The 26,105-nt window shown below is 73.9% G+C and carries 22 protein-coding genes; 4 read left to right on the plus strand and 18 right to left on the minus strand.

What is annotated here, in order from left to right; translation table 11 throughout:
* Positions 1–4: 4 nt before the first annotated feature.
* The 3 genes from ACQPYX_RS23520 to ACQPYX_RS23530 are packed head-to-tail and all read right to left on the minus strand — an operon-like array spanning position 5 to position 2,938.
* Positions 5–523, minus strand: a complete 519-nt coding sequence (locus ACQPYX_RS23520; protein ID WP_433799672.1) for a DUF6912 family protein — start codon at positions 521–523, stop codon at positions 5–7.
* A gap of 28 nt (positions 524–551) precedes the next feature.
* Positions 552–1,526: a patatin-like phospholipase family protein gene (locus tag ACQPYX_RS23525; protein ID WP_433799673.1), complete on the minus strand. Its 975-nt coding sequence runs from the start codon at positions 1,524–1,526 to the stop codon at positions 552–554.
* Positions 1,523–2,938 carry a WS/DGAT/MGAT family O-acyltransferase gene (locus tag ACQPYX_RS23530; protein ID WP_433799674.1) on the minus strand — a complete coding sequence of 472 codons (1,416 nt, stop codon included), beginning with the start codon at positions 2,936–2,938 and terminating at the stop codon, positions 1,523–1,525. The genes ACQPYX_RS23525 and ACQPYX_RS23530 overlap by 4 nt, the downstream gene beginning before the upstream one ends.
* A gap of 54 nt (positions 2,939–2,992) precedes the next feature.
* Here ACQPYX_RS23530 and ACQPYX_RS23535 point away from each other — a divergent pair, with 54 nt between their 5' ends.
* Together ACQPYX_RS23535 and ACQPYX_RS23540 are read left to right on the plus strand one after the other, a co-directional pair.
* Positions 2,993–3,772 (plus strand): TrmH family RNA methyltransferase, encoded by a 780-nt coding sequence (locus ACQPYX_RS23535; protein ID WP_433799675.1) that lies wholly within the window; start codon positions 2,993–2,995, stop codon positions 3,770–3,772.
* A gap of 131 nt (positions 3,773–3,903) precedes the next feature.
* On the plus strand, positions 3,904–4,527 hold the full coding sequence (locus ACQPYX_RS23540; protein WP_433799676.1) for an Rv3235 family protein: 624 nt from the start codon (positions 3,904–3,906) through the stop codon (positions 4,525–4,527).
* 8 nt (positions 4,528–4,535) lie between these two features.
* Here ACQPYX_RS23540 and secA read toward each other — a convergent pair whose 3' ends face one another.
* The 8 genes from secA to ahcY form a co-directional block, all read right to left on the minus strand.
* On the minus strand, positions 4,536–7,712 hold the full coding sequence (gene secA, locus ACQPYX_RS23545) for a preprotein translocase subunit SecA (protein WP_433799677.1): 3,177 nt from the start codon (positions 7,710–7,712) through the stop codon (positions 4,536–4,538).
* Between the two features lie 176 nt (positions 7,713–7,888).
* Positions 7,889–8,551 (minus strand): ribosome hibernation-promoting factor, HPF/YfiA family, encoded by a 663-nt coding sequence (hpf, locus tag ACQPYX_RS23550; RefSeq protein WP_433799678.1) that lies wholly within the window; start codon positions 8,549–8,551, stop codon positions 7,889–7,891.
* Between the two features lie 113 nt (positions 8,552–8,664).
* Positions 8,665–9,480, minus strand: a complete 816-nt coding sequence (locus ACQPYX_RS23555) for a ComF family protein (RefSeq protein ID WP_433799679.1) — start codon at positions 9,478–9,480, stop codon at positions 8,665–8,667.
* Positions 9,481–9,606: 126 nt separating this feature from the next.
* Positions 9,607–11,397 (minus strand): LpqB family beta-propeller domain-containing protein, encoded by a 1,791-nt coding sequence (locus tag ACQPYX_RS23560; RefSeq protein ID WP_433799680.1) that lies wholly within the window; start codon positions 11,395–11,397, stop codon positions 9,607–9,609.
* Positions 11,394–13,217 carry an MtrAB system histidine kinase MtrB gene (gene mtrB, locus ACQPYX_RS23565; protein ID WP_433799682.1) on the minus strand — a complete coding sequence of 608 codons (1,824 nt, stop codon included), beginning with the start codon at positions 13,215–13,217 and terminating at the stop codon, positions 11,394–11,396. Before mtrB ends, ACQPYX_RS23560 begins: the two co-directional genes overlap by 4 nt.
* A 21-nt stretch (positions 13,218–13,238) precedes the next feature.
* Positions 13,239–13,916, minus strand: coding sequence for an MtrAB system response regulator MtrA (gene mtrA, locus ACQPYX_RS23570; protein ID WP_230755297.1), 678 nt, complete (start codon positions 13,914–13,916; stop codon positions 13,239–13,241).
* Positions 13,913–14,617 (minus strand): dTMP kinase, encoded by a 705-nt coding sequence (locus ACQPYX_RS23575; protein ID WP_433799683.1) that lies wholly within the window; start codon positions 14,615–14,617, stop codon positions 13,913–13,915. Before ACQPYX_RS23575 ends, mtrA begins: the two co-directional genes overlap by 4 nt.
* 325 nt (positions 14,618–14,942) lie before the next feature.
* Positions 14,943–16,427: an adenosylhomocysteinase gene (gene ahcY / locus ACQPYX_RS23580; protein ID WP_433799684.1), complete on the minus strand. Its 1,485-nt coding sequence runs from the start codon at positions 16,425–16,427 to the stop codon at positions 14,943–14,945.
* Positions 16,428–16,862: 435 nt separating this feature from the next.
* On the opposite strand from ahcY, the gene ACQPYX_RS23585 reads away from it, so the two are divergent.
* Positions 16,863–18,473, plus strand: coding sequence for a long-chain fatty acid--CoA ligase (locus tag ACQPYX_RS23585; RefSeq protein WP_433799685.1), 1,611 nt, complete (start codon positions 16,863–16,865; stop codon positions 18,471–18,473).
* A gap of 62 nt (positions 18,474–18,535) precedes the next feature.
* Here ACQPYX_RS23585 and ACQPYX_RS23590 read toward each other — a convergent pair whose 3' ends face one another.
* From ACQPYX_RS23590 to ACQPYX_RS23615, 6 genes are all read right to left on the minus strand, one after another.
* Positions 18,536–20,071 (minus strand): APC family permease, encoded by a 1,536-nt coding sequence (locus tag ACQPYX_RS23590; protein WP_433799686.1) that lies wholly within the window; start codon positions 20,069–20,071, stop codon positions 18,536–18,538.
* 110 nt (positions 20,072–20,181) lie between these two features.
* Positions 20,182–21,390, minus strand: coding sequence for a mannose-6-phosphate isomerase, class I (gene manA / locus ACQPYX_RS23595; protein ID WP_433799687.1), 1,209 nt, complete (start codon positions 21,388–21,390; stop codon positions 20,182–20,184).
* Positions 21,391–21,514: 124 nt separating this feature from the next.
* The gene (locus tag ACQPYX_RS23600) at positions 21,515–22,660 is read right to left on the minus strand and encodes a hypothetical protein (protein ID WP_433799688.1); all 1,146 of its coding nucleotides are present in this window, start codon (positions 22,658–22,660) and stop codon (positions 21,515–21,517) included.
* Positions 22,657–22,890 carry a Trm112 family protein gene (locus tag ACQPYX_RS23605; RefSeq protein ID WP_433799689.1) on the minus strand — a complete coding sequence of 78 codons (234 nt, stop codon included), beginning with the start codon at positions 22,888–22,890 and terminating at the stop codon, positions 22,657–22,659. The genes ACQPYX_RS23600 and ACQPYX_RS23605 overlap by 4 nt, the downstream gene beginning before the upstream one ends.
* Positions 22,887–24,260 carry a phosphomannomutase/phosphoglucomutase gene (locus ACQPYX_RS23610; RefSeq protein ID WP_433803793.1) on the minus strand — a complete coding sequence of 458 codons (1,374 nt, stop codon included), beginning with the start codon at positions 24,258–24,260 and terminating at the stop codon, positions 22,887–22,889. The genes ACQPYX_RS23605 and ACQPYX_RS23610 overlap by 4 nt, the downstream gene beginning before the upstream one ends.
* Before the next feature lie 121 nt (positions 24,261–24,381).
* Complete coding sequence (locus tag ACQPYX_RS23615) at positions 24,382–24,744, minus strand: DUF3499 domain-containing protein (RefSeq protein WP_433799690.1); 363 nt, start codon at positions 24,742–24,744, stop codon at positions 24,382–24,384.
* Positions 24,745–24,990: 246 nt separating this feature from the next.
* On the opposite strand from ACQPYX_RS23615, the gene ACQPYX_RS23620 reads away from it, so the two are divergent.
* Positions 24,991–25,506 carry a metallopeptidase family protein gene (locus ACQPYX_RS23620; RefSeq protein ID WP_433799691.1) on the plus strand — a complete coding sequence of 172 codons (516 nt, stop codon included), beginning with the start codon at positions 24,991–24,993 and terminating at the stop codon, positions 25,504–25,506.
* Positions 25,507–25,523: 17 nt separating this feature from the next.
* Here ACQPYX_RS23620 and ACQPYX_RS23625 read toward each other — a convergent pair whose 3' ends face one another.
* A complete protein-coding gene (locus ACQPYX_RS23625; RefSeq protein WP_433799692.1) occupies positions 25,524–25,901 on the minus strand; it encodes a VOC family protein in 378 nt (125 codons plus the stop codon).
* Positions 25,902–26,105: the final 204 nt, after the last annotated feature.

Here is a 26,105-nt window from a genome sequence, read left to right on the forward strand (position 1 = left end):
GACCTCAGGTGCCGTCGGGGACGTCCAGCTCCAGCAGGAACGGCAGCTCCTGGACGCCGTACCAGGCGAGGTCGTGGTCCTCGGCGTCGCCGAGCGCGAGCTCCGCGTCCTCGTCCCCGAGGTCGGCGGCGTCGATCACGGCGGCCGCGGCCCGGACGGCGTCGGCCGCATCGGCGAGGTCGAGGTGGATCGACGCCAGCTTCAGCGAGGGGATCGGCCCCGCCACCCGGACCACGGCCGCGTCGAGGTCGGGGCGCAGCGTCACGTCGTCGACGTCCGCCGCGACCACGGCGCGCCGCGGCGGCGTCGCCGGGTCCTCGGCGAGCTCGGTGGCCAGCAGCCGCAGCGAGGCGCGGGCGGCCTCGGTCATCGCGGCGTACTCCAGCTCCTCCTCGTCGCCCGCGAGGTAGGACTCGCGCAGCGCCGGGGTCAGCGCGAACGCCGTCCCCGAGAGCGGTTGCACCTGCCCGTCGGCCAGCAGCCGGCGCAACCCCGCGACCGTCGTCGGGATGTAGATTCTCACCCGTCGCTCCGCTCGCCCTGGCCGATCCTCACGCGTCCCGATCCTTCCGCGACCACCACTGCGCGGTCGTGCGCAGCGCGGTCGCCACCACGTCCGCCTGCCGGCGGGCGTCCATCACGTTCCACCCCATCACCGCGCGCTCCTCGGGCCCCGGCGCGTGCGAGGTGACCGCCAGGCCGGCCTCGCGCAGCCGGGCGATCTCGCGGGCGCTGCGGCCGCCGACCATCCCACGGAACACCCCGTCGGCCGCGCCCGCCACCCCGGTCAGGCCGATGCGCCCGCGCCGGGCCAGCGGCACCAGGACCAACGCCTCGTCGAGCGGCGGCATGTCCGACCCCAGCAGCAGGTCGGCCGAGGTCGCCGAGCAGACCCCGCCGTCGACGTAGCGCCGACCCCCGATGCGCACCGGCTCGAACCAGCCCGGCACCGCGCACGAGGCGCTCGCCGCCTCCGCGCACGACGCCGGCGGCGCGCCCTGGCGGCCGAACGGCACCCGGGCGCCGCTGTCGTAGTCGGTGGCGATGATCCGGAGCTCGGGCGCCGTCGGCGGCGCGGGCCAGGCCTCCGGGGCGAACGAGGAGACCAGCCGGATCACCCCGCGGGTGTCCGCCCGCCCGACCGGCAGCAGCGCCGACGCGAGCGCGAACGGCGGGAACCGGCGCGGGTGCCGGACGACCTCGCGCAGCAACCGGACCGACCCCGGCCCCATGCGGGGCATCGGCGGGAGCCCACCCCGCGCCCCGCGACGACGAGGCGTCCCCGACGGCGGGTCGCGCGGCTCGAGCAGGTGCGCCACGAGGTCGTCGACGGCCACGCCGCTGGCCAGCGCGGACGCGACGATCGAGCCGGCCGAGGTCCCGACGAGGACGTCGGCGTCGCGCGCGTCGTGCCCGGTGTGCTGCTGCCAGGTCGACAGCGCCGCGACCGTCCACGCGTACCCCAGCGAGCCGCCGGTCCCGACGACGATCGCGCGGCGGCTCGGGGTGCGCCCCGCCGGGCTCACCGCGGCACCGTGGCGAGCAGCTCGGCCAGCGCCTCCGTCACGAGGTCGCCGAACTCGTCCACGTCGGCCATCGAGTCGCGGTCGGCGTTGAAGCCGTAGAACACCCCGCCGTCGTAGGAGGTCAGCCCGACGGCGAGGGACTGCCCCTTCGCCAGCGGCACCACCGGGTACATCTCGAGCATCCGCGCCCCGCCGGCGTACAGCGGGTGCTGCGGGCCTGGCACGTTCGAGACGACGACGTTGAACAGCCGCCGCGACAGCCCGCTCGCCGCGCGGGCGCCGAGGGCGTGCAGCGTGGGTGGGGCGAAGCCGCCCACCCGGACCAGCGCGTTCGCGCCGACCGACTGCCCGGACTGCTTGTGCTCGCGCATCGCGTGCGCCACGTGGTGCATCCGCAGCACGGGGTTCGGCTCGCCGACCGGCAGGTCCACCAGGTAGGAGGCGATCCGGTTGCCGAGCAGCCCGCCGCCCGAGATCGCGCCGGTCGCCGCGGCCTCCCCGCGCACCGACAGCGGGACCATCGCGCGCAGCGTCGTCGTCGGGGTGACCGACGCGCCGCGGGAGAGCAGCCAGTTGCGCATCGCCCCGGAGATGACCGTGAGGACGACGTCGTTGATCGTGCCGCCGTGGGCGCGGCGGACCGCGCGGTAGTCCTCCAGCTCCGTCCGCGCGTGGGCGAAGCGCCGCTGCGTGGAGATGGGCACGTTGAGCGGGGTGGTCGGCGCCGGGCGGACGGCCGTGCGGACCGCGGAGAGCAGCCCGCCGGCGACGTTCGCGACCTTGGAGACGGTGTCGGCGGCGTCCCGCACCGCCGCGTGCGCGGCCTCGACGGCGTTGCCGGGCCGGGCCACGGCCTCCCCCACCGCGTCGAACACGAGCTTCCAGGGCGGCGGCTCGGGCCGGGCCACCCAGTCGTCGTCGGGCTCGTCGCGGCCCTCGGGTGAGTCGTCGAGCACGACCTGGGTGATGTCGATCGAGGCGATCCCGTCGACCATCGCCTGGTGGGTCTTCGTCACGATCGCGACGCGGCCCCCGGACAGCCCGTCGACCAGGTACATCTCCCAGAGCGGGCGGGTGTGGTCGAGCGGGCGCGACATGAGCCGCGCGACCAGCTCGTTGAGCGCCCGGTCGGTGCCCGGACCGGGCAGGGCGGAGCGGCGGACGTGGTAGGTCACGTCGAAGTCGGTGTCGTCGACCCACACCGGGCGGGCGACGCCGTAGGGGATCTGCTTGATCTTCTGCCGGTAGCGCGGGACCAGTCCGATGCGCCCGGAGATGAGCTCGACGAGCCGCTCGTAGTCGAAGCCGGACCGGGGCTTGCGGAACACGGCGACGCTGCCGACGTGCATCGGCGTCGTCGGTTGGTCCATGTAGAGGAAGGAGGCGTCCAGGGCCGTGAGGCGGTCCGGCATGGCCTCGATCCTCGCACGACGGCGGGTGAGACCCGTCTGACACAGTGGTCACCGATGTCACCCGCACCGCCCGCCGACGAGGTCTCCCCGAAGGACCGGTTCGTGACGGTCTACGGCCGGAAACCGGTGCTCGAGGCGCTGCAGGACCCGGCCCTGGAGGTCGACAAGGTCGTGCTCGCCGAGGGGGCCGACCAGCGCGCCGTGCGCCCGATCCTCGACGCGGCGCGCTCCCGCGGGGTGCGTGTGACGCGGGCCTCGGCGCACCGGGTGAAGGTCCTCGCGGGCAACGGCCGGCAGGACCAGGGCGTGATCGCCGACGTCGTGGCGCCCGGCATGCGCACCGTCGAGCGCTTCCTCGCCGAGCTCGGCCCGGAGGACCCGGCGCGGGTGCTCGTGCTCGACGGGCTGACCAACCCGGCCAACGTCGGGATGATCCTGCGCTCCGCGACGGCGGCCGGGCTGGAGGGCGTGCTGCTCCCCCGCCGCGGGCTCCCGTCGATCGACCCGCTCGTGGTCAAGGCGTCCGCCGGCGTGGCGTTCCACGCTCCCGTGCTGCGCTCCGGCACGGCCGTGGCGGGCCTCGCGGCGCTGGCCGAGGCGGGGTTCGTGCTGCTGGGGCTGGACGGCGATGGGGGCTCCTCGCTCTTCGACGCCGAGCTGGGAACGCGGACGGCGCTCGTGCTCGGCGGGGAGACCGACGGCCTGACCGACGAGGTCCGCGGCGAGCTGCACGGCACGGTGGCGATCCCGATGGCGGGGGGCGTCGAGTCGCTCAACGCGGCGTGCGCGGCGACCCTGGCGTGCTTCGAACTGACGCGCCGCTGTACCCAGTAGGGAGATCGTCCAAACCGCCTCCGGGCGTCGACTCGTCGTCCTACAGTCGGCGACGTCCGCGGAGACCTCCCGATCCGCGGTCCGTGGGTGCCGACCGGTGCCCGGGGCCGATGCGAGCGGGAGGACACGGCATGAGCGTCGCGGCACACGAACCGGGACCGGCGTCGACGGGAGGCGGCTCCGACCTGGTCGAAGTCGTCCTGCCCGGGGTCCGTCCCCGCGCGGGCCGGGCGTGCGCGGTCCCACGGCTCGCGCGCCGGATGGACCGGCGGCCGGCGCCGAGGCTGCGGGTCCTGCCCTCGACGGCGTCCGCCCCGATCCCCGGGCCGGCTCCGGCACCGTCCCCGGTGGTGCGGGATCTCGCCACCCCGGCGTGGGAGGCGGCGCTGGACGCGGCGCGCGACCAGGTCGGGCCGGTGGCGCTGCGGGTCCTGTCGGCGGTCGCGGAGGTGATCGACGGTCGACGCCCGGTGGGGCACCTCGCCGGTGTCTGTCCGGACGAGGCCGTCGAGCGGATCGGCGGGTTGGTCCCGGCGCTGCGGCGCCCCGGCACCCGCGGGTCGCGGGTCCGGGGGCTGCGGATGTGTCCGCTGGTCACCACCGGCCCGGCCCCGGTGGTCGCCGTCGAGGTCGCGGCGGCATTGTGTGCGCCGGGGCCCGGCCGCGCCGTGGGGGGCGACCGCGCCCGGGCCGTCGCGGCGCGGTTCGAGCGGCGCGACGACGAGTGGCGGCTGACGGAGCTCGTGGTGGGCTGAGCCGGACGTCAGCTGCGCGCGGGCGCCCCGTGGCACTGCTTGTACTTGCGACCCGAGCCGCACGGGCACGGGGCGTTGCGCGACGGGGTGTCGGCCCGGCGGGCCTGCTGCGGATTGCCGGCACCACCCGCGTGCCGTCCGCCGGAACGGCCGTTGCCGCCGGCCGGGGCCGCCCGACCGTCCTCGTCGGGCCCGGAGTAGTTCAGCTGCTGCGGCCGGTTCCCGCCGAGCCCGGCGCCGCGGAAGGCGTCGGGGCCCGGTCCGCCGTTCAGCTGCGACATGGCCGGTCCGGCCGCGGTCGGCCGCGTCGCCGGGTCGGCGGCGGGCGGGGCCTGGCGGCCCTGGCGGCCGGTCGGCACCCCGGAGCGTCCGGCACGCCCGGTGGGCACCGGAGGCTGCGGGGCACTCGGCTGCGACGGCCGGTCGACCGGGGCCGGGGGCCGCCCGGCCGCGGGGATCGCCGTGGTCGGGGTGGAGCGCGGGTCGGGCGGGACCATCCGCTGCGGGCCCGCGGGTCGTCCGGGCGGCGGTCCGCCGACCGGACCCACCGGACGGGTCGGCGCCGACACCGGGGCCGCCCCCGCCGTCGTGAGCCGGCGGCCGTCCTGCGGCGGCTCGGGCGCGATGGCGGGCTGCATCGCCGTGTCGGTGTTCGGGTTGGCGCCCGGCACCGCGTCGACCGGCGCGACCTCCTCGACCTGGATCGTCAGGTTGAACAGGAAGCCGACGGACTCCTCCTTGATGCCCTCCATCATGGAGGAGAACATCTCGAAGCCCTCGCGCTTGTACTCGATCTTCGGGTCGCGCTGAGCCATCGCCCGCAGCCCGATGCCCTGCTTGAGGTAGTCCATCTCGTACAGGTGCTCGCGCCACTTGCGGTCCAGCACCGAGAGGATCACCTGGCGCTCGAGCTCGCGCATCCCGCCCTCGGGCACGATGCCGTTGATCTCGTCCTCACGACGCCCGTAGGCGTCGAGGGCGTCCTCGGTGAGGATCTCGACGAGCAGGTCGCGGTCGATGTCGTCGTGCTCCTCGACGACGTCCTCCCACCGCACCGACACCGGGTAGAGCTGGCGCAGGCCCTCCCAGAGCTTCTCGAGGTCCCAGTCCTCGCTGTAGCCCTCGGACGTGGCGCCGTCGACGTAGGCGGTGACGACGTCGACGATCATGTTCTGCATCTGCTCGGACAGGTTCTCCCCGTCGAGCACGCGGCGACGCTCGTCGTAGACGACCGTGCGCTGCTGGTTCATGACCTCGTCGTACTCGAGGATGTCCTTGCGGATCTCGAAGTTCTGCTGCTCGACCTGCGTCTGCGCGCTGCGGATCGCCCGGGAGACCATCTTGGCCTCGATGGGCATGTCCTCCGGCAGGTTGAACCGCGTCATGATCGTCTCGACCATGGCGCCGTTGAACCGGCGCATGAGCTCGTCGCCCAGCGAGAGGTAGAAGCGCGACTCACCGGGGTCGCCCTGGCGGCCGGCACGGCCGCGGAGCTGGTTGTCGATGCGGCGCGACTCGTGGCGCTCGGTGCCGAGGACGTAGAGGCCGCCGGCCTTCTTGACCTCCTCGCCCTCGCGGCGCACGTCCTCCTTGACCCGGGCCAGGGTGTCGTCCCAGGCCGCCTCGTACTCCTCGCGGGTCTCCACCGGGTCGAGGCCCTTGGCGCGCAGCTCGAGGTCGGCGATGAAGTCGGGGTTGCCGCCGAGGACGATGTCCGTCCCTCGACCGGCCATGTTCGTCGCGACCGTGACCGCCCGGCGGCGCCCGGCCTGGGCGATGATCCCGGCCTCCTGCTCGTGGAACTTGGCGTTCAGCACGGAGTGCTCGACGCCGCGCTGCACGAGCAGCTTCGCCAGGTACTCGGAGCGCTCGACGCTCGTGGTGCCGATCAGCACCGGCTGGCCGCGCTCGTAGTGCTCGGCGATGTCGTCGGCGACGGCCTCGAACTTCGCGGCCTCGGTCTTGTAGACGAGGTCGGGCTGGTCGACGCGCTGCGGCGGCCGGTTCGTGGGGATCGGCACGACGCCGAGCTTGTAGGTCTTGGAGAGCTCCGCGGCCTCGGTCTGCGCCGTACCGGTCATCCCGGAGAGCTTCTCGTAGAGGCGGAAGTAGTTCTGCAGCGTGATCGTCGCGAGGGTCTGGTTCTCCTGCTTGATCTCGACGCCTTCCTTCGCCTCGATCGCCTGGTGCAGGCCCTCGTTGTAGCGGCGGCCGGCGAGCACGCGGCCGGTGAACTCGTCGACGATCAGGACCTCGCCGTCGCGGACGATGTAGTCCTTGTCCTTGAGGAAGAGCTCCTTGACCTTGATCGCGTTGTTCAGGTACCCGACCAGCGGGGTGTTCGCGGCCTCGTAGAGGTTCTCGATGCCGAGCTGGTCCTCGATGAAGGCGACGCCGTCCTCGGTGACCCCGACGGTCTTCTTGCGCTCGTCGACCTCGTAGTGCAGGTCCTTGGTCATCTTCGGCGCGAGGCGGGCGAACTCCGAGTACCAGCGGGCGCTCTGCTCGGCGGGACCGGAGATGATCAGCGGCGTGCGGGCCTCGTCGATCAGGATCGAGTCGACCTCGTCGACGATCGCGAAGACGTGGCCGCGCTGGACGCACTCGGCCTTCGACCAGGCCATGTTGTCGCGCAGGTAGTCGAAGCCGAACTCGTTGTTCGTCCCGTAGGTGATGTCGGCCTTGTACGCCTCGCGGCGCTCCTCGGGCGGCATCTCGGAGTAGATCGCGCCGACGGTGAGGCCGAGGAAGCGGTGGACGCGGCCCATCCACTCGGAGTCGCGGCGCGCGAGGTAGTCGTTCGTCGTGACGACGTGGACGCCGTCGCCGGTGATCCCGTTGAGGTACGCGGGCAGCGTGGAGACGAGGGTCTTGCCCTCACCGGTGCGCATCTCGGCGACGTTGCCCAGGTGGAGCGCCGCGCCGCCCATGAGCTGCACGCGGTAGTGGTACTGGCCGAGCGTGCGCCGGGCGCCCTCGCGGACCACCGCGAACGCCTCGCCCAGCATGTCGTCGAGCGACTCCCCGTCGGCGTAGCGCTCGCGGAACTCCTGGGTCTTGCCCCGCAGCTCGGCGTCGGAGAGCGCCTCGATCTCGTCGGCGAAGGTGTCGACGTAGTCCGCGATGGCGCCGAGGCGCTTGACCGTCCTCGCCTCGCCGGCCCGCAGCAGTCGGTTCAGCACCACGATGGGTGACCTCGCTCGTCCTCGTCGTCGTCGGCCCGCGTCCGGCGCACTCGCGCGGAGTGCGTGGGCGCACACCCCATGGTAAGCGCGCACCACCGGAGCGGTCCGGGGCCCGGTCGTCGCCCGACCGGACCCCGTGACCCCCGACGACCACCCGCGTGCGGGCGGAGGGGACGTCAGACGAGGTGGATGACGCCGTAGTCGTAGCCGTGACGGCGGTAGACCACGCTCGGGCGTCCGCTGGACTTGTCGGAGAACAGGAAGAAGTCGTGCCCCACCAGCTCCATCTGGGAGAGGGCGTCGTCGACGGTCATGGGCACGGCCTCGTGCTCCTTGACGCGGGCGATGTGTCCGGGGCCGTCGCCGTCGACCTCGCGGTCGAAGCGGTCGTCGAGGGCCTCGCGGGCGGCGGGGACGGTCGCGTCCTCCCCGGGCTCGCGCAGCGCGTCGGGCAGGGCCTCGTCGAGCTCGGCGCCGGAGGTCGGCAGCTCCTCGCCCGGTCCGCCGGCGCCGACCGCGACCTTGCGGCGCGTCGACTTGTGCACGCGGCGGTCGTGGGAACGGCGCATCCGCTCCTCGAGGCGGCCGATGGCCAGGTCGAGGGCGGAGTAGAAGTCACCGGCGCTGGCGACGGCACGGACGACGGGCCCACGCCCGCGGCCGGTGATCTCGACGCTCTGGCAGGTCTTGGTCTGACGCGGGTTGTTCTCGTGCGAGAGCTCGACGGACATCCGGATGACCTTGTGGTCATAGCGTCCGAGTCGGGCCAGCTTCTCGGTCGTGTGGTCACGGAAGTGCTCCGGGACCTCGACGTTGCGGCCACAGATGACGATCTCCACATCAACTCCCGGGGGAAGTAAGGAGCGCCGCCACTCGGCCGAGCAGGCCCGTGGCGTCGCGGTCGGACTCCTCGTGCCTCCTCTCGGTCGCCGGACCGGTGAGAGGGGACACGCTAGCGACTCCGGCGGGTGGCCGGAAGGTGTCGCGCGGGCGTCTCCCGGGTTGGGCGAACCCCCCTCGACTCCTGCGCGCGGCGGATGGACACGGAGCCGGTTGCACCCGTCCGGGTGACGCTCGTCCGGGTCGGGCGACCCCCGGGCACCACCGGGCGTCGGGCGCCGACGGCCGTGATCACGAGGACCAGGTCGACCGGCAGGCCGGCGGCCGCGAGGACCCCGGCACAGGTGCGGGCGGTCGCGCCGGTGGTGAGCACGTCGTCGAGCAGGACCACCGGCCGGCCGCCGGCCCCGCCCGGCCCGCCGCGGCGCCGGACCCGCAGGTGGGCGGCCAGGTTCGCCGCGCGTTCCCGGGCGTCGAGACCGACGGAGTCACGCGCCCGCCAGGAGAGCGCCAGCGCGGGCAGCACGACGTGCTCGGTGCCCGCCGCGACCGCGCGGGCCAGGCGCAGCATGTGGTCGCCGCCCCGGGCCCGCGCGGCGCCCGGCCGCGACGGCGCCGGCACGAGCACGCAGGGCCCGCGCGGGAGGGCCTGGTCGAGCGCGGCGGCGAGGGCGGCGGCCAGCGGCCCGGCGAGGTCGCGCCGCCCGCGTTCCTTGTACGCGATCACCGCCCGCCGCGGGCCCCCGGCGTAGGGCGCGAGGGCCAGCGCGGGCGGCAGCCCCGGCAGCTCCGGGGTCGGGACCGGGCGGGCGAGCTCCGCCCGGCAGGCGGCGCACAGCCCCCGGCCGGGCTCCACGACGGCGTCACAGCCCCCGCACGGGGTGGGCAGCAGGAGGTCGAGCAGCGCGCGCCACGCAGCGGTGATCACGTCGCCGATGCTCGGCCGCCCGGGCCGTCCCCCGCCAGCGACGCCCGGTGCCCTGGGGACGGACGGGCCCCTGGGGACGGGCGGCAGGACCGTTCGCCGTGCCACGACGGCGGACGGCGGTGCCGACTACCCCGGATAGGCGGGGACCGACGAGTTGGACCCGCCGGGCACCGAGCTCCACACGTCGCCGCCGCTCGCGGGCAGCGACCACAGTCCGCTCTGGTCCACCACGAGGGTCGGGCGCTCCGGGGCGGCGGCGACCGCCGTGACCGGCGGGGTGAGGTTCGTGGTGGTCGGGCTGTCGAGCTCCAGGCCGTCGACGGAGGCGATCTGCACGGGACGGCCCAGCGCGGTCCCGACCGCCACCAGCTGGTCGGTCTGCGACCACGTGACGTCCAGGACGCCCGCGAGGGCCTCCCCGACCGGACCCGGCCGCAGCACGCGCACCGGGCCGAGGCGCGCGCCCCCGCTCGTGTCGCGCACGACGGTGGCGACCAGGACCCGCCCGTCGGCCACCAGGGCGACCTTCGTCCCGTCCGGCGAGAGCCGCAGCGTCGTCGGCGGTCCGTAGCCCGCGAGCGTCGAGGTGTCGAGCGCGACCGGGGTCAGCACCCCGTCGGCGCGGGCCGCGCGGACCGGCCGGCCGTCCACCACCGTCCACACCTCGCTGCCGTCCGGGGTCCACGAGGGCCGGCCGACGAACTGTCCGGCGACCGGGCTCGGGGTGGCCGCCGCACCGGACCGTCCCACCCACAGCCGCATCCCGTCGGGCCCGTTGCCCACCACCGCCACGTCGCGCCCGTCGGGCGAGAGGCTCGCGCTCCGCGCGTCGGTCACGCCGGTGACCAGGTCGGGGCCGCCCGAGCTCGCCGCGGTCGGGTTCTCCGGGACGGTCAGCACCCGCCCGCCGGTCACCACGACGGCGGGCGGGGTCACCGCCCGCGACGACGCGCTGTCGCTGGGCAGGTCGCGGCGCTCGCGCACGAGCGGCGGCAGGGCGGCGAGGACGTCGGCGACGCCGAGCTCGGTCCGTCCCGCGACGAGCGGTTCACCGTCCACGCTCGGCGCGACCCGGTCGATGCCGACCCCGGCGAGCGTCAGCACGATCTGCTGGGCGATCTCGGTGCGGCGGCCCTCGTCGAGCGCGTCGACCGGACCGATCCGGGTGAGGTCGACGGTGGTCACGCCGTCCGGGCTGGTGCCCACCGCGGAACGCAGCATCGCGCCGGGCGGCAGGGCCGACAACGCCGCGCCGCGCAGGTCGTCGGAAGGCCCGGAGAGGAGTTCGTCGAGCACCCGGGAGGCCACCGAGCGCGCGGGGCTGGTCGCGAGGTAGCGGGTCTCCCCCACCGGCGCCCCGCCCACGGCCGCGAGGAACCAGATCCGCACCGGCCGGGTGTTCGCCCGGAGGTCGGTACGGCGCACGATCGTCCCCGGCGGCAGGTCGGCGATGCGCCAGACCCCGTTGTCCTGGGTGAGCCGCACGGTCACGTCGACCGTGCCGGGGTCGGCCACGAACGCCCCGTCGGGCCGGAGGGTGCCGAGCTTGTCCGCCCGCACCCGCACGGACGCGTCCGGCGACTGGCCGCTGCCCGTCACGAAGGTCGTGTCCACGCGGTCGGACACCACGGTCGGGGAGGCGCCGTCGTCCCAGCTGCCGGCGGTGGCCGGCGCGAGGTAGGCCCGCGCCGCGCTGTGGCGTTCGGCCGTCGAGCCCGAGGCGAGGATCCAGCCGCGGACGATCTCGAGGGGTCCGGCACCGCGCGCCGGCCCGGGCGGGGCGGAGGGTTCGGCGGGGTCGCCGACCCGGCGCAGCACGGTCACGTCGGACGAGCCCGGCACCGTCGCGCAGCCGGCGAGGAGCAACGCCACCAGCCCGAGGACCGCCGCGAGCAGTCGTCGTCGGGACGGCGTCATCGGGGGTCCTCGGGCAGTCCCGGGGGTCGAGCTCCGCTGCGCTCCGTCTCCGGTCCCGACGACGACCCCGACGACGCCCCCGACGACGGCTCCGGGAACTCCTCGGGCACGACCACCGCGAACTCGCCGGTCTCCGGCGGCGGCAGCGCCGTGCCCGTGGTGCCGGCCGCCTCGTGGATGCCCGGCTCGGCCTCCGCGGGGGCGGCGGAGACGGGGATGAGCGGCAGCGGGCTCGTGCGCAGCAGATCGCCCGCGGTGCGCGGCAGCGTCAGCCGGAACACCGCCCCGTGGTCGGACTCGCCCCACGCCTGCAGCCAGCCGCCCTGCAGGCGCGCGTCCTCGAGACTGATCGCGAGACCCAGGCCGGTGCCGCCGCTGCGGCGCTGGCGGGAGGGGTCGGCCCGCCAGAACCGGTTGAAGACGAGGCCCGCCTCGCCGGGCTTGAGCCCGATCCCGTGGTCGCGCACCACCACCGCCACGGCGTGGTCGTCGGCGGCCACCCGGACCTCCACGGGGCGGCTCTCGCCGTGGTCGATGGCGTTGGCCAGCAGGTTGCGCAGGATGCGCTCGACGCGTCGGGGGTCGACCTCGGCCTCCGCGGGCTCGGTGAGGTCGAGCAGCAGCGGGGTCGCGGTCTCGTCGACGAGGTGCCGCACGGTCTCGCCCGCGCGGCGCACCACGTCGCGCACGTCGACCCGCTCGACGGCGAGCTCGGCCACCCCGGCGTCGAGCCGGCTGATCTCGAGCAGGTCGCCGAGCAGCGACTCGAAGCGGTCCAGCTCGTCGACCAGCAGCTGGGCGGACCGCTGGGCGATTCGATCCATGTCCTCGGCCTGCGCGTGCAGCACCTCGGCCGCCATGCGCACCGTCGTCAGCGGGGTCCGCAGCTCGTGGCTGACGTCGGAGGTGAACCGCCGCTGCAGGGCCCCGAACTCCTCGAGCTGGTGGATCTGCTGCTGGATGCTCGCGGCCATCTCGTTGTAGGACTCGGCGAGCCGCGCGACCTCGTCGTCGCCGTAGACCGGCATCCGCTCGTCGAGGTGCCCGTCCGCGAACCGCTCCGCGACGTCGGCCGCCTGGCGGACCGGCCGCACGACCTGGCGCGTGACGATGCTCGAGATGCCCGCGAGCAGGCCCAGCAGCGCCAGCCCGGCCAGGGCCAGCGTCGACTGGATCAGCGCGAGCGTCCGCTGCTCGGCCGAGAGCGGGAAGATCAGGTAGAGCTGCAGGTTCCGGCCCGCGGTCCGCACCGGCTGCCCGACGACGTAGGCGGGCACGTCCGGCCGCCCGCCCTGGCTGACGGTGACGTACTTGGTGGCGAGGAACCCCTTGAGCACCGGCGCGCGCAGCTGCGGGGGCACCACGCTCGAGGGTCCCGACGACGGGTCGGTGCCGGAGCCGCCGCCGCCCGTGGCGCCCGGCGTCCCGATGGCCTCGGTGCCCGCGACGAGGACCGCCTCGAACGCCCCGGCGTCCCGGTCGGAACCCGAGCCGGACGACGTCAGGCCGTCGAGGGCCTCGTCGAGCGTGGCCTGGGTGCCGTCGCGGTCGGGGTCGACGCGGGCGAGGTCGCGCTCCAGGTTCCCGCGGCTGATGTCGGCCTGCACCAGGGCGGCCTGCTCCTTGCCCTCGAGCAGCCGGTCGGCGATCTGGGTCTGCAGCACGAGCCCGAGCACGAGGACCACGACGGTGGACATCGCGACCGTCGACAGCACGACCCGCAGCTGCATCGAGCGCCGCCACAGCACGCGCACGGCGCCGACCCGTTCGGCGAGGGCCAGCTCCGCGCGGCGCCGGAGCCCGGCGAGACGCTCAGCCACGGACCCTGCCGATCACACCGATCAGGGCGGCCCGGCCTTGTAGCCGACGCCGCGCACCGTGAGGACCACCTCGGGGTGCTCCGGGTCCTTCTCCACCTTGGAACGCAGCCGCTGCACGTGGACGTTCACCAGCCGCGTGTCGGCGGCGTGCCGGTAACCCCACACCTGCTCGAGCAGCACCTCGCGGGTGAACACCTGCCGCGGCTTGCGCGCCAGCGCGACGAGCAGGTCGAACTCCAGGGGCGTGAGCGGGATCGGGGTGCCGCCCCGGCGCACCTGGTGCGCCGGCACGTCGATCGTCACGTCCCCGATCTGCATCTGCTCGCTCGGCTCGGCCGGGAACTGCCGCAGCCGGGCCCGGATCCGCGCGACGAGTTCCTTCGGCTTGAAGGGCTTGACGATGTAGTCGTCCGCGCCCGACTCCAGCCCGAGCACGATGTCCACCGTGTCGGTCTTCGCGGTCAGCATGACGACGGGCACCCCGGACTCCGCGCGGATCGCCCGACAGACGTCGATCCCGTTCATGCCCGGCAGCATCAGGTCGAGCAGCACCAGATCCGGGGCCGCCTCCCGGACGGTCGGCAGCGCCTCGGCCCCGTCGGAGACGACGGTCGTCTCGAACCCCTCGCCCTGCAGGACGATCGTCAGCATCTCGGCGAGCGAGGAGTCGTCGTCCACGACGAGGATCCGGGAACTCATGTCTCAATGGTGTCACTTCTCACCGACGATCCGGGAGCGAATGCGTCGCCCAGCACGGCATCCAGCACGGCGTCAGCCGTACGGGTGAGCGCTTCGTCCCCCGACTGCCGATTGTCCGACACCCACCAGGGTGCAAGCCACTGCTCCGTGACCAGCGCGTCGTAGACCGCGGCGCAGCGACCCTGCAGGGCGGCGTCGGCCTCGAACCCGTCCGCCGCGCGGTCGGGCTGCGCCGCCGCCCGATCGCGGACCCGCTGCGCGGCGAGGTCCGGCGGCACGCGGATCAGCACCTGGGCGTCCGGCACGGGCAGGCCGAACCGCTCGATCTCGGTGTCGTGCACCCACTGCGCGAAGGCGCCGAGGCTCTCGTGGAGCCGGGCCGAGCCGTAGGCCGCGTTCGAGGCGACGTACCGGTCGACCAGGAGCAGGTCGTGGTCCCGGCGGCGGGTGGCGAGCTCCTCGCGGGCCGCCCGCCGGTCGAGCGCGAACAGCAGCGCCATCGCGTGCACGGAGGCCCCGGTGTCGCCGTGCCCGCCGCGGAGCGCCTCGCCGGCGAGCTCGGCGTGGACGTCGTCGTCGTAGCGGGGGAAGGCGATCGTGCCGACGGTCGCGCCGCGGGCCTCGGCCGACCGGCGCAGTGCGCCCACCAGGGTCGCCTTGCCCGCCCCGTCCAGCCCCTCGACGGCCACCAGAACACCCACGAAGGGCCACGCTAGCCAGGGACGCAGTGTGACCGGGGTGCGGGACCCGCGAGATGCACACCAGGCAGCGCGAGCGGCCCCGGAACCTGCCCTACGTCACCCTCGCGGAACGGCACCCTGGCCCGCCCGCGGCGAGGTGCACACCAGGCAGCGCGGATGGCCCCGGAACCTGCCCCACGTCACCCTCGCCGACCAGGGCCGGACACGACGGAGGGCCCCGTCGCACGTGGCGGCGGGGCCCTCCGAGGTCAGGACCTGCGCGGCGCGGACCGTGGAGCAGCGCGAGGTACGAGCGCTGACCACCGTGTCCGCCAGCCGCGACCGATCAGTACCGGTAGTGCTCCGGCTTGTACGGGCCCTCGACGTCGACACCGATGTACTCGGCCTGGTCCTTGGTGAGCTTGGTCAGCTCGCCGCCCAGCGCCTCGACGTGCACCTTCGCGACCTTCTCGTCCAGGTGCTTCGGCAGCCGGTAGACGCCGATCGGGTACTCACCGGGCTTGGTGAAGATCTCGATCTGCGCGATCGTCTGGTTCGCGAACGAGTTCGACATGACGAAGCTCGGGTGGCCCGTGGCGTTGCCGAGGTTCAGCAGCCGGCCCTCGCTCAGGATGATGATCGAGTGGCCGTCGGAGAAGCGCCACTCGTCGACCTGCGGCTTGATGTTCAGCCGCTGCGCCTCGCCCGAGCGCTCCAGCTTCTCCATCTGGATCTCGTTGTCGAAGTGGCCGATGTTGCCCAGGATCGCCTGGTGCTTCATCCGCTTCATGTGGTCGAGCGTGACGATGTCCTTGTTGCCGGTCGTCGTGATGACGATGTCGGCGCTCTCGATCACGTTGTCGAGGGTCTGGACGTCGTAGCCCTCCATGAGCGCCTGGAGCGCGCAGATCGGGTCCGACTCGGTGATCGTCACGCGGGCGCCCTGGCCGGCGAGCGACTCCGCCGAGCCCTTGCCGACGTCGCCGTAGCCGCAGATGACGGCCTTCTTGCCGGAGATCAGCACGTCGACCGCACGGTTGATGCCGTCGACCAGCGAGTGGCGGCAGCCGTACTTGTTGTCGAACTTCGACTTGGTGACCGAGTCGTTGACGTTGATCGCCGGGAACAGGAGCTTGTCCTGCTCGAAGAACTCGTACAGGCGGTGGACGCCGGTCGTGGTCTCCTCGGTGACGCCCTTGATGCCGGACGCGACCTTGGTCCAGTGCTGCGGGTCCTCGGCGAGCGAGCGACGCAGCGTCTCGAGGACGACGCCGTACTCGGCCGGGTCCTCGTCGGAGGTGGTCGGCACCACGCCGGCCTGCTCGAACTCGACACCCTTGTGGACGAGCATGGTGGCGTCGCCACCGTCGTCCAGGATCATGTTCGGGCCGCGGGTGTCGGCGTCACGCCACGCGAGCATCTGCTCGGCGCACCACCAGTACTCCTCCAGCGTCTCGCCCTTCCAGGCGAAACAGGAGATGCCCTTCGGCTCCTCCGGGGTCCCGTGCGGGCCGACGACGACCGCGGCGGCCGCGTGGTCCTGGGTGGAGAAGATGTTGCAGGAGGCCCAGCGGACCTCGGCGCCGAGCTCGACCAGGGTCTCGATGAGGACCGCGGTCTGGATCGTCATGTGCAGCGAGCCGGAGACGCGGGCGCCGTGCAGCGGCTTGGCCTCGGCGTACTCGCGCCGCAGGGCCATCAGGCCCGGCATCTCGTGCTCAGCCAGCCGGATCTCGCGGCGGCCGAAGTCGGCCTGCGAGAGGTCGGCGACCGCGAAGTCGATCCCGTTCTTCTCGGCGTACTTCTCGTGCGTGGTACCTACTGCTGCCATGACTCCTCGTCCGCTCGTCGTTGGGAGGAGACCGGCCGGTCGTGGGCCCGGCTCACCGCCGGACCCCGGGCACGGTCGTCCACCGTCCTGAGGCGCCCTTGCGATGGTGCGGAATCCGCCGAGCGTGGCGGGCGCGAGGCCCGTTGCAGCGCCACTCGGCGGCTCCGTCGCACGTCACGTGCGTCGATTGCCGTAGTCCGAGATTCACACAGGTCCCGGGGGCGGTCAAGGCGAACCGGGAGGACTCCGCCCGACCGCGCAATGTCCCCGCAGGTGGATGCCCGGTAGTCCTCGATCGTCGTCCGGGTCACAGTGGATCCGGTCACAGGACCGCGTGCGGACGCGAACGGTATGACCGCCGCCACAACCACCGTAGGCTCGGCGCTCCCGCCATCGTCGATGCAGCTCAGGAAGGCCGCACCCGTGCTCGGACAGATGCAGAACCGTCCCCTCGCCCTGCCCCACGTCTTCCACCGGGCCGAGCAGATGTTCGGCCACAAGCAGATCACCGGAATCGGGGTCGGGGGTGCCGTCAGCACCGCCACCTACGCGGACTGGGCGCAGCGCGTCCGGCGCACCGCCGCCGCCCTCGACGCGCTCGGCGTGGCCGAGGACGCCCGCGTCGGCACCTTCTGCTGGAACACCCCGACCCACCTCGAGCTCTACTTCGCGGTGCCCTGCACCGGTCGCGTGCTGCACACGCTGAACATCCGGCTCTTCCCCGAGCAGCTGGTCTACATCGTCAACCACGCCGACGACGAGGTGATCTTCGTCGAGCGCGCGCTGTTCGGGATGATCTGGCCGCTCGCCGACCAGATGCCGAACGTGAAGAAGTTCGTCGTCATCGACGACGGCGCCGACACCGAGGTCCCCGCCGACGAGCGGATCGTCGACCACGCGGAGCTGCTCGCCTCCGTCGAGCCGTTCGCCGGGACCTTCGAGGTCGCGGACGAGAACCGCGCCGCCGCCATGTGCTACACGTCCGGCACCACCGGCAACCCCAAGGGCGTCGTCTACTCGCACCGCTCGACGGTGCTGCACTCGATCGCGCTGCTCATGGCGGACGTGGCCGGGCTGGTCGAGCGGGACGTCCTGCTGCCGATCGTCCCGATGTTCCACGCCAACGCCTGGGGCACGCCGTACGCGGCGGTGTTCTGCGGCGCGTCGCTGGTGATGCCCGGCCCGAACATGGTGCCGAAGGCGATCGCCGGGATGCTGCGCGACCACGACGTCACCCTCACCGCCGGCGTCCCCACCATCTGGATGGGCGTGTTGCCCGAGCTCGAGCGGGCCGACGTCCCGCACCTGCGCCTGGTGCTGTGCGGCGGGTCGGCCGTGCCGCGTTCGCTCTCCGAGGGCTGGCGGGAGAAGATCGGTCTGCCGATCACGCAGGCCTGGGGCATGACGGAGACGAGCCCGATCGCGACGACGGGCATGCTCCGCTCGATCCACGACGGCCTGTCCGACGACGAGCTCGCCGACGTCCGCGCCACGCAGGGCCAGGTAACCCCGCTGGTCGACCTCCGCCTCGCCGACCCCGACACCGGCGACATCGTCCCGTGGGACGGCTCCTCCTCCGGCGAGCTGCAGGCCGCCGGCCCGTGGATCGCGGCGTCGTACTACCGCAACGAGGACGGCGGCAAGCAGTTCACCGCCGACGGCTGGCTGCGCACCGGGGACGTCGCGATCATCGACCCGACCGGCTACGTCCGGCTCGTCGACCGCACGAAGGACCTGGTCAAGTCCGGCGGTGAGTGGATCTCCTCGGTCGACATGGAGAACCAGATCATGGGGATGCCCGAGGTCGCCGAGGCCGCCGTCATCGCGGTGCCCGACGAGAAGTGGTCGGAGCGCCCGTTGGCCTGCGTCGTGATCCGCGACGGCGCCGAGCTGACCGCCGAGCAGGTCAAGGAGTACCTGGCGACGAAGGTCGCGAAGTGGCAGATCCCCGACGACGTCGTCTTCATCGACGAGGTGCCCAAGACCTCGACGGGCAAGTTCTCCAAGAAGACGCTGCGCGAGAAGTTCGCGGCCGAGAAGGGCTGACCGCCGACGAACGAGCGGCACTCTCGCATCATCTATGTGCGCGAGAGTGCCGCTCGCTCGGTCTAGGCCTGCGGAGTACCCGTGGTCTCCGGCAGCTCGCCGCGCTCGCGCTTGCCGAGCACCGAGTTCCGCCGCGAGTAGGCGAAGTAGATGATCACGCCGAGCACCATCCAGCCGATGAACCGGATCCAGGTCTCGACGGTCAGGTTGATCATCAGCCAGAGGCAGGAGATCACGGCGAGGGTCGCCACGATCGGCAGGCCCTTCACGACGAAGCTGCGGGGCAGGTCGGGCTGCTGCTTGCGCAGGACCCAGGTGCCGATCGCGACGAGCACGAACGCGAACAGCGTGCCGATGTTGACCATCGACTCCAGCTCGTCGGCCGGGAAGAAGCCGGCGAGCACCGCGCACAGCACGCCGATGATGATCGTGATGGTGACGGGGGTGCCCCGCGACCCGGTCTTCGCGAGGTTCCGCGGGAGCAGCCCGTCGCGCGCCATCGCGTAGAACACGCGGCTCTGGCCGAGCATCAGCACCATGACGACCGTGGTGAGGCCGGCCAGTGCCCCGACCTCGATGATCGTCGACGCCCAGTTCGCCCCGACGATCGAGAACGCCGTGGACAGGGTGGCCGAGTCGCCGTTCGGGCCGGTCTGCAGCTGGGTGTAGCTGACCATGCCGACCAGCACCAGCGACGTCGCGACGTAGAGCACGGTGACGACGCCGAGCGAGCCGAGGATGCCCCGCGGGAGGTCCTTCTGCGGGTTCTTCGTCTCCTCCGCCGTGGTGGACACCGCGTCGAACCCGATGAACGCGAAGAACACCAGCGAGGCGCCGGCGAGCAGGCCGTAGATGCCGTAGGTCGAGCCGTCGCTGCCCGCGATCAGCGAGAGCAGCGAGGACTTGATGCCGCCCCCGCTCTCCTGCTCGCCCCCGGGCGGCGGGATGAACGGCGAGTAGTTGGCCGACCGGATGTAGAAGGCGCCGACGACGATCACGAGCAGCACCACGCCGACCTTGACCGCCGTCATGACGCTCGAGACGGTGCTGGAGAGCTTGATGCCGAGCACGAGGACCACGGTGAGGATCGCGATGATCAGCATCGCGCCCCAGTCGACGGCGAGCCCGCCGATGGAGACCGTCGCGGCGGTGCCGTCGCCGGTGAACAGCTGCCCCAGGTACTTCGCCCAGCTGGTGGAGACCACCGCCGCGCCGAGGGCGTACTCCAGCACGAGGTCCCACCCGATGATCCAGGCGATGAACTCACCGAAGGTCGCGTAGGAGAACGTGTAGGCGCTGCCCGCCACCGGCACCGTCGAGGCGAACTCGGCGTAGCAGAGGCCGGCGAAGCCACAGGCGATCGCGGCGATGACGAACGAGATCGCGACGGCGGGTCCGGTGATGTCCCCGGCGACGCGCGCCGTGATCGTGAAGATGCCGGCGCCGATCAGCACCGCGACGCCGAAGACGGTCAGGTCGAGCGCGCCGAGCTCCCGACGCAGCTTGCTGTCCGGTTCGTCGGTGTCGCGGATCGACTGCTCGACCGACTTGGTGCGGAACAGGCTGTTCGTGCGCGGCGAAGGCGTGGTCGTCGCCATGGCCCGGCCCCCTCTCGCTGTCAGCTTCTTGTGTGGTGGCGGGGACCCTATCGGGGGACACCGACACTCGTCGTGTCGATGCGGCGACTGGTAGCAACCTGTTGCGCGGACTACCGCCCGGGCCGACCGTCGCCGGCGACGAACACCAGGGCCGGGCCGTCGACGGCGGCCACCTCCACCGAGCGGTCGGCCGAGGGCAGCCACACCGCGCGGCCCTGGGGGACGGTGAGCGTGCCGCCCGCGCCCTCCAGCTGCACCTGGCCGCGGACCACCACCGCGATCCGGGGCCCGTCGATGCCGACGTCCGCGGCGCCGTCGTCGGGAAGATCCAGCCGCACCAGCCGGAAGTACTCGCTCGGGGCGTGGAACACCGAGCGCGGACCGTCCGTCTCCGGGCGCAGCAGCGTCGGCGGACCGCAGCGGAAGTCCAGGATGCGCAGCAGCTCGGGCACGTCGACGTGCTTGGGCGTGAGACCGGCGCGCAGCACGTTGTCGGAGTTCGCCATGAGCTCGACACCGCAGCCCGACAGGTAGGCGTGCGGCGAGCCGGCGGGCTGGAACAGGCACTCGCCCTCGGCGAGCACCACGCGGTTGAGCAGCAGCGCGGCGAGGACGCCGGCGTCGCCGGGGTAGCGCTCGCCGAGGTCGAGCAGCGTCCGGACCTCGCGGTCGAACTCGTCGGTGCCGCTCTTGAGCAGCGTGACGCAGGCGTCCAGCAGCTCGGGCACGAGCTGGTCGACCGCGCGCTGGGGCAGCGTGATCCAGGTGGTGAACACGGCGCGCAGGCCGTCCGGGTCGGGCTGTGCGGCGAGCAGCTCGGTGTGGTGGCGCAGTCCGGGCACGTCGAGGGCCCGCATCAGCCGCAGCGTCACCCGGGCGTCGCGGAACCCGGCGAGGGCGTGGAACTCCTCGAGCGCGCAGAGGATCTCCGGCTTGGGCAGCGCGTCGCGGTAGTTCCGCGTCGACGCCGTCCGCGGGAGGCCGGCGGCCTCCTCACGGGCGAACCCGGCCACGGCCTGCTCGGCCGAGGGGTGCGTCTGCAGCGAGAGCGGTTCCTCGGCGGCGAGCACCTTGAGCAGGAACGGCAACCGGCCGCCCCAGTGCTCGGCGCGCTCGGCGCCGAACGCGCCCTCCGGGTCGTCGGTGATCGCGTGCAGCAGCGTCCGACCGCCGGGCAGGCGGGACGGGTCGTCCACGTGCGCGCCGAACCACAGCTCGGCCTGCGGGTGCGGCGACGGGACGGGCTCGCCGAGCAGGGCCGGGATGTGGGTGCGCGACCCCCAGGCGTACGGCCGCACCGTCCCCTCGAGCAGTTCCACCGCTTCGGTCCCCCTGAGTCGTCCGCCGTGGCGTGGTCGGGCATGGATGGGCGTGGATGCGCGGGTGGCGGGCCCACGGCCGGCCCGTCTCCGTCGGGCGCCACGGTCTCGAGCGCCCCGGTGTTCAGGCCCCGATACCGGGGACCGCGCCCGGACTCCGCCCGGGCTCCGGGTCGGCGCCCAGCGAGCCGGTCGCGAGACCGAGGTAGAGCGCCGCCAGGTCGAGCCGCAGCGCGAGCACACCGGCCCGTACCGCGTCCCGGCCGACACCGGGCCCGGCGAGCTCGAGGTCGTCGAGCTCGAGGGTGTCCGCGGCCGGCCAGCGCCGTTCGGCGTCCTGGGCCAGCCGTCGTGTCGGGACGTCCTCGGCCACGTTCACGACGACGAGCCGCGGTGGCGGACCGTCGGGGCCGGGGTCGTCGAACGGGTCGGCGAAGATCGAGTCGACGCCGGTGCCGCCGTCGAGCCGGGCGGCCAGGGCCGGAACGCCGACCGCCCCGCTCAGCCCGCCCGCGTGGGCGACGACGCCGGCGTGCGCGGCCAGCGCCGCGGCTCCGTACCCGGCGACGGCGACGGCGGTCGCGTCGGTGCCCCACAGCAGCGGGGTGTGCTCGGCCAGCCGGAGCGCGAGCGCCTTGGCCGGGGCGACGAACGCCTCGTGCCGCGGGCCGCTGCGCTCGGCCTCGTCGTCGAGCCGGTCGGCGAGCGCCTCGCCGTCGACGTCGAGCAGGTCCAGCGCGCGGGCCGTCGCGTAGGCGGCGGCGAGGTCGGTCGCGGCAGCGAGCCCGTCCAGCACCGGGACGCGCGGGCTCACCTGGATGGCGCGCCCGGCGGCGGCCGCGACGGCCGGACCGTCCGGCGGCCCGGTGAGCACGACGGAGGCGTTGCGGCGAACGGCACGGTCCACGGCCTCGGCGATCACGGCGTCGGCCGGGTCCTGCTCCGATCCGCGGTGGGACACCACCACGACGTCGAGCGGGCCGAGCCAGGGCGGCGCGGTGCCCGTGACCACCACCGGGCACGGGCAGGTCGGCTCGAGCAGCGCGGCGGTGATCTCCGCGCTCGCGCGTTCCGGGCCCGGCCGGGCGAGCAGGACGAGAGCCCGCGGCCGCAGCCCCTCGAGCGTGGCGAGCCCGGCCTCCTGCGCGGCCGCCCACGTCGCGCGGACCTGGGCGCCCGCGGTCGCGGCGGCGCGCAGCACGCCGGCCCGGTCGGCGTCGAGCAGGCGGCCGGTGTCGTCGAGCAGTGCCTCGTCGAGCACCGCGCTCACCCGCCCGCGGTGTCGCTCGACCCGCCGTCCGGACCCGCGTCGGGGCCGTTCGCGGCCTCGGAGAGCAGCAGCACGGGGATGCCGTCGGTGACCGGGTACGTCCGCCCGCAGACCGTGCAGGTCAGCGTGGACGCCTCCACGTCGGGGCGCAGCTCGCCGTGGTCGGGCGCCGGGCAGGCGAGGATCTCGAGCAGGGCCGGGTCGAGCCCGAGCGGGCCGGCGGTGCTCATCGCCGCACCACCGCGAGCACCTCGTCGCGCAGCGCGGCCACCGCGTCGGCGTCCGAGGCCTCCACGTTGAGGCGCAGCAGCGGCTCGGTGTTGGAGGGACGCAGGTTGAACCAGTCGCCGTTGCCGAACTGCACCGTCAGCCCGTCGAGGGTGTCGGTGGTGACGTCGTCCCGGTCGGCGTAGAGCTGCTCCACCTCCGCCATCCTGGCCCGCGGGTCCTCCACCGTCGAGTTGACCTCGCCGGAGGCGGCGTAGCGCGAGTACTGCGCCATGAGCTCCGAGAGCGGCCGGTCCTGCCCGCCGAGGGCGGCGAGGACGTGCAGCGCCGCGAGCATCCCCGAGTCGGCCCGGAAGAAGTCACGGAAGTAGTAGTGCGCCGAGTGCTCGCCACCGAAGATCGCGCCGGTCTGGGCCATCGTCGCCTTGATGAACGAGTGGCCGACCCGCGTGCGGACGGGCTTGCCGCCCGCCTCGGTGACGATCTCCGGCACGGCCCGCGAGGTGATCAGGTTGTGGATGATCGTGGAGCCCGGCTCCTTGGCCAGCTCGCGGGTGGCGACCAGCGCGGTGATCGCGCTCGGGCTGACGGCCTCGCCGCGCTCGTCGACGAGGAAGACGCGGTCGGCGTCACCGTCGAACGCGAGTCCGGCGTCGGCGTGGCCGAGGTTGGAGACCTCGCGCTGCAGGTCGACCAGGTTGTCCGGGTCGAGCGGGTTGGCCTCGTGGTTGGGGAACGTGCCGTCGAGCTCGAAGTAGAGCGGGTGCACGTCGATCGGCAGCGGGTCGAGCACCGCGGGCACGGTGTAGCCGGCCATCCCGTTGCCGGCGTCGACCACGATCGACAGCGGCCGGATGCCCGACAGGTCGACCAGGCCGCGCAGGTACTCCGCGTACCCCTCGCGCATCTCCTGCTGCCGCACGGTGCCCGGGGTGGCGGCGGAGCCGGGGACCTCGCCGGGCCCGCGGTCGAGCATCGCGGCGATGTCGTCGAGGCCGGTGTCCTGCCCGACGGGGCTCGCGCCGGCGCGGCAGAGCTTGATGCCGTTGTAGGTCGCCGGGTTGTGGCTCGCGGTGAACATGGCGCCGGGGGCGTCGAGCACGCCGGAGGCGTAGTAGAGCATGTCGGTGCTGGCCAGCCCGATCTCGACGACGTCGACGCCGCGGCCGGTGACGCCCTCGGCGAAGGCCGCGGCGAGCTCGGGCGACGAGTCGCGCATGTCGTGGCCGACGACGATGCCGTTCGCGGGCGGCCCGCCGGCCTCGGAGGTCAGCAGCTCGGCGAAGGCGGCACCCACGTCGCGCACGAACGCGGCGTCGAGCTGCTCGCCGACCAGACCCCGGACGTCGTAGGCCTTGATCACCTGGCCGATGACGCGGGAACGGGCGGCCTGCGCGGACTCGGTGGCTGCTGAACTGCTCACGCCCGGCAGCGTATCGGCCGGGTCCGACGGCGTGCGGCTCGGCGGCCACCCGATGGGGTGGCCCGGCGCGTCAGGACGTGGACGGGTCGGGCAGCACCCGGAGGTGCCCACGGCGCCCGGTGCCGGCCACGGCGCCCAGGCCGACGGCCTCCGTCGGCGGCTCGGCCCGGCCGGCCTCGCGCACGGCCTCGGCCAGCGCGGTCAGGTCGTCCGCGCTCGGCTCCGAGGGGAACTCGCCCTCGTAGCGCACGACCTCCCACCCACGGGGAGCGGTGAGGCGCAGGGCGTGGAACTCGCAGAGGTCGTACGAGTGCGGCTCCGCACTGGTCGCCAACGGACCCACGACGGCCGTCGAATCGGAGTAGACGTACGTCAACGTGGCCACGGCCGCACGGCCGCACCCGGTCCGTGAGCACTTCCGTACTCCTCGCACGGGAGGAGACGATAGACGCCGCCCGTGCCCGCCGTCGCGCAGGCTCGCTCGGCGCGTCGGGTGAACCGCGGGTCCGCGCCGGGCGGCATCCCCGCGCCGCCCCTCCCCCACCTCGCCGGCGAGAGGGACAGGAGACATGCGGGACCGCCTCGCGGGCTGCCTGGTGCGCCCCTCGCGCCGGCGGCGGGCGCGGGTGTGCCCGCCGTGACCTCGACCGACGGGTGCGAGGGCGTAGGCTCGCCGCTCATGGCGAGGGGTGGTACCCGCATCGGCGGGCGCTCGGGCGGGACGCGGACGGGCGGCGCCCAGCCGGGCCGGTCGCCGCGACGGCGCGACCGGCGGGGCCGCGGCATGCGGGCGCCGCTCTACCCCGCGGGCGCGCCCGCGGCGCGCACGCGCGCGGAGCGGTTCGACGCCGTGGTGCTCGAGGCCCTGGAGCCCATCGAGGACCGGTGGGGCGCCGAGCTCGAGGACCTGGACGTCGCCGTCGACGACGTGCCCGACGTGTCGACCCCCGCGCCCGACGACGACGGCGTGGTGGGCGACGGCGACATCCCGCTCGCCCGGCTCGTTCCGGCCGGCGTGGACCGGCGCGGCGCGCCCACCCGCGCCCGCATCGTGCTCTACCGCCGCCCGCTCGAGGCGCGCGCACTCGACGGCGAGGACCTCGCCGACCTGCTGCACGACGTGCTCGTGGAGCAGGTGGCGGAGTACCTCGGCGTCGAGCCGGACACGATCGACGACGAGAGCGACCAGGCCTAGGAGCCCCCTGCGGGCCCCTAGAAGCCGTGGTGCACGGCCTCGACGTTGTGCCCGTCGGGGTCGCGCAGGAACACCCCGTAGTAGCCCGGGTGGTACTCGGGCCACTCGCGCGGGGCGTGCAGCACCTCCACCCCGGCGGCCACGGCCGCCTCGTGCACGGCGTCGACCGCCGCGCGGTCCGGCGCCGAGAACGCGATGTGCAGCTCCCGGTCCACCGGCCCGCCCGGGCTGAGCCAGAACTGCGGCACCCCGGCGGCCCCGGCGAGCCCGACGACGGCGCTCCCCTGGTGCGGGATGCGCATCGCCTCGGTGAACCCGAGGGGCGCGAAGATCTGCAGGTAGCGGGCCACGGCGGCGTCGACGTCGGCGACCGGGACCCCGAAGTGATCGAGCATGCCGCGGACGGTAGCGGCGACCCCCGACATCTAGCGTCGGTGGCAGCTCCAGGAGGTCTGGGGTGAGGTTCGCGGTACGGGTGTCTACGGCTGGCCCCGACTGGATCGGCAGTCCTCTGTACTGATCGTCGAGGCGCCCGTGCCGCGGCCGTGTCAGGCCGGGGCCTTGTTGGGAACGCGGAGCCGCGCTGCGGACTCCTACTC

The sequence above is a fragment of the Actinomycetospora sp. CA-084318 genome, from assembly GCF_050955885.1.
Classification (GTDB): domain Bacteria; phylum Actinomycetota; class Actinomycetes; order Mycobacteriales; family Pseudonocardiaceae; genus Actinomycetospora.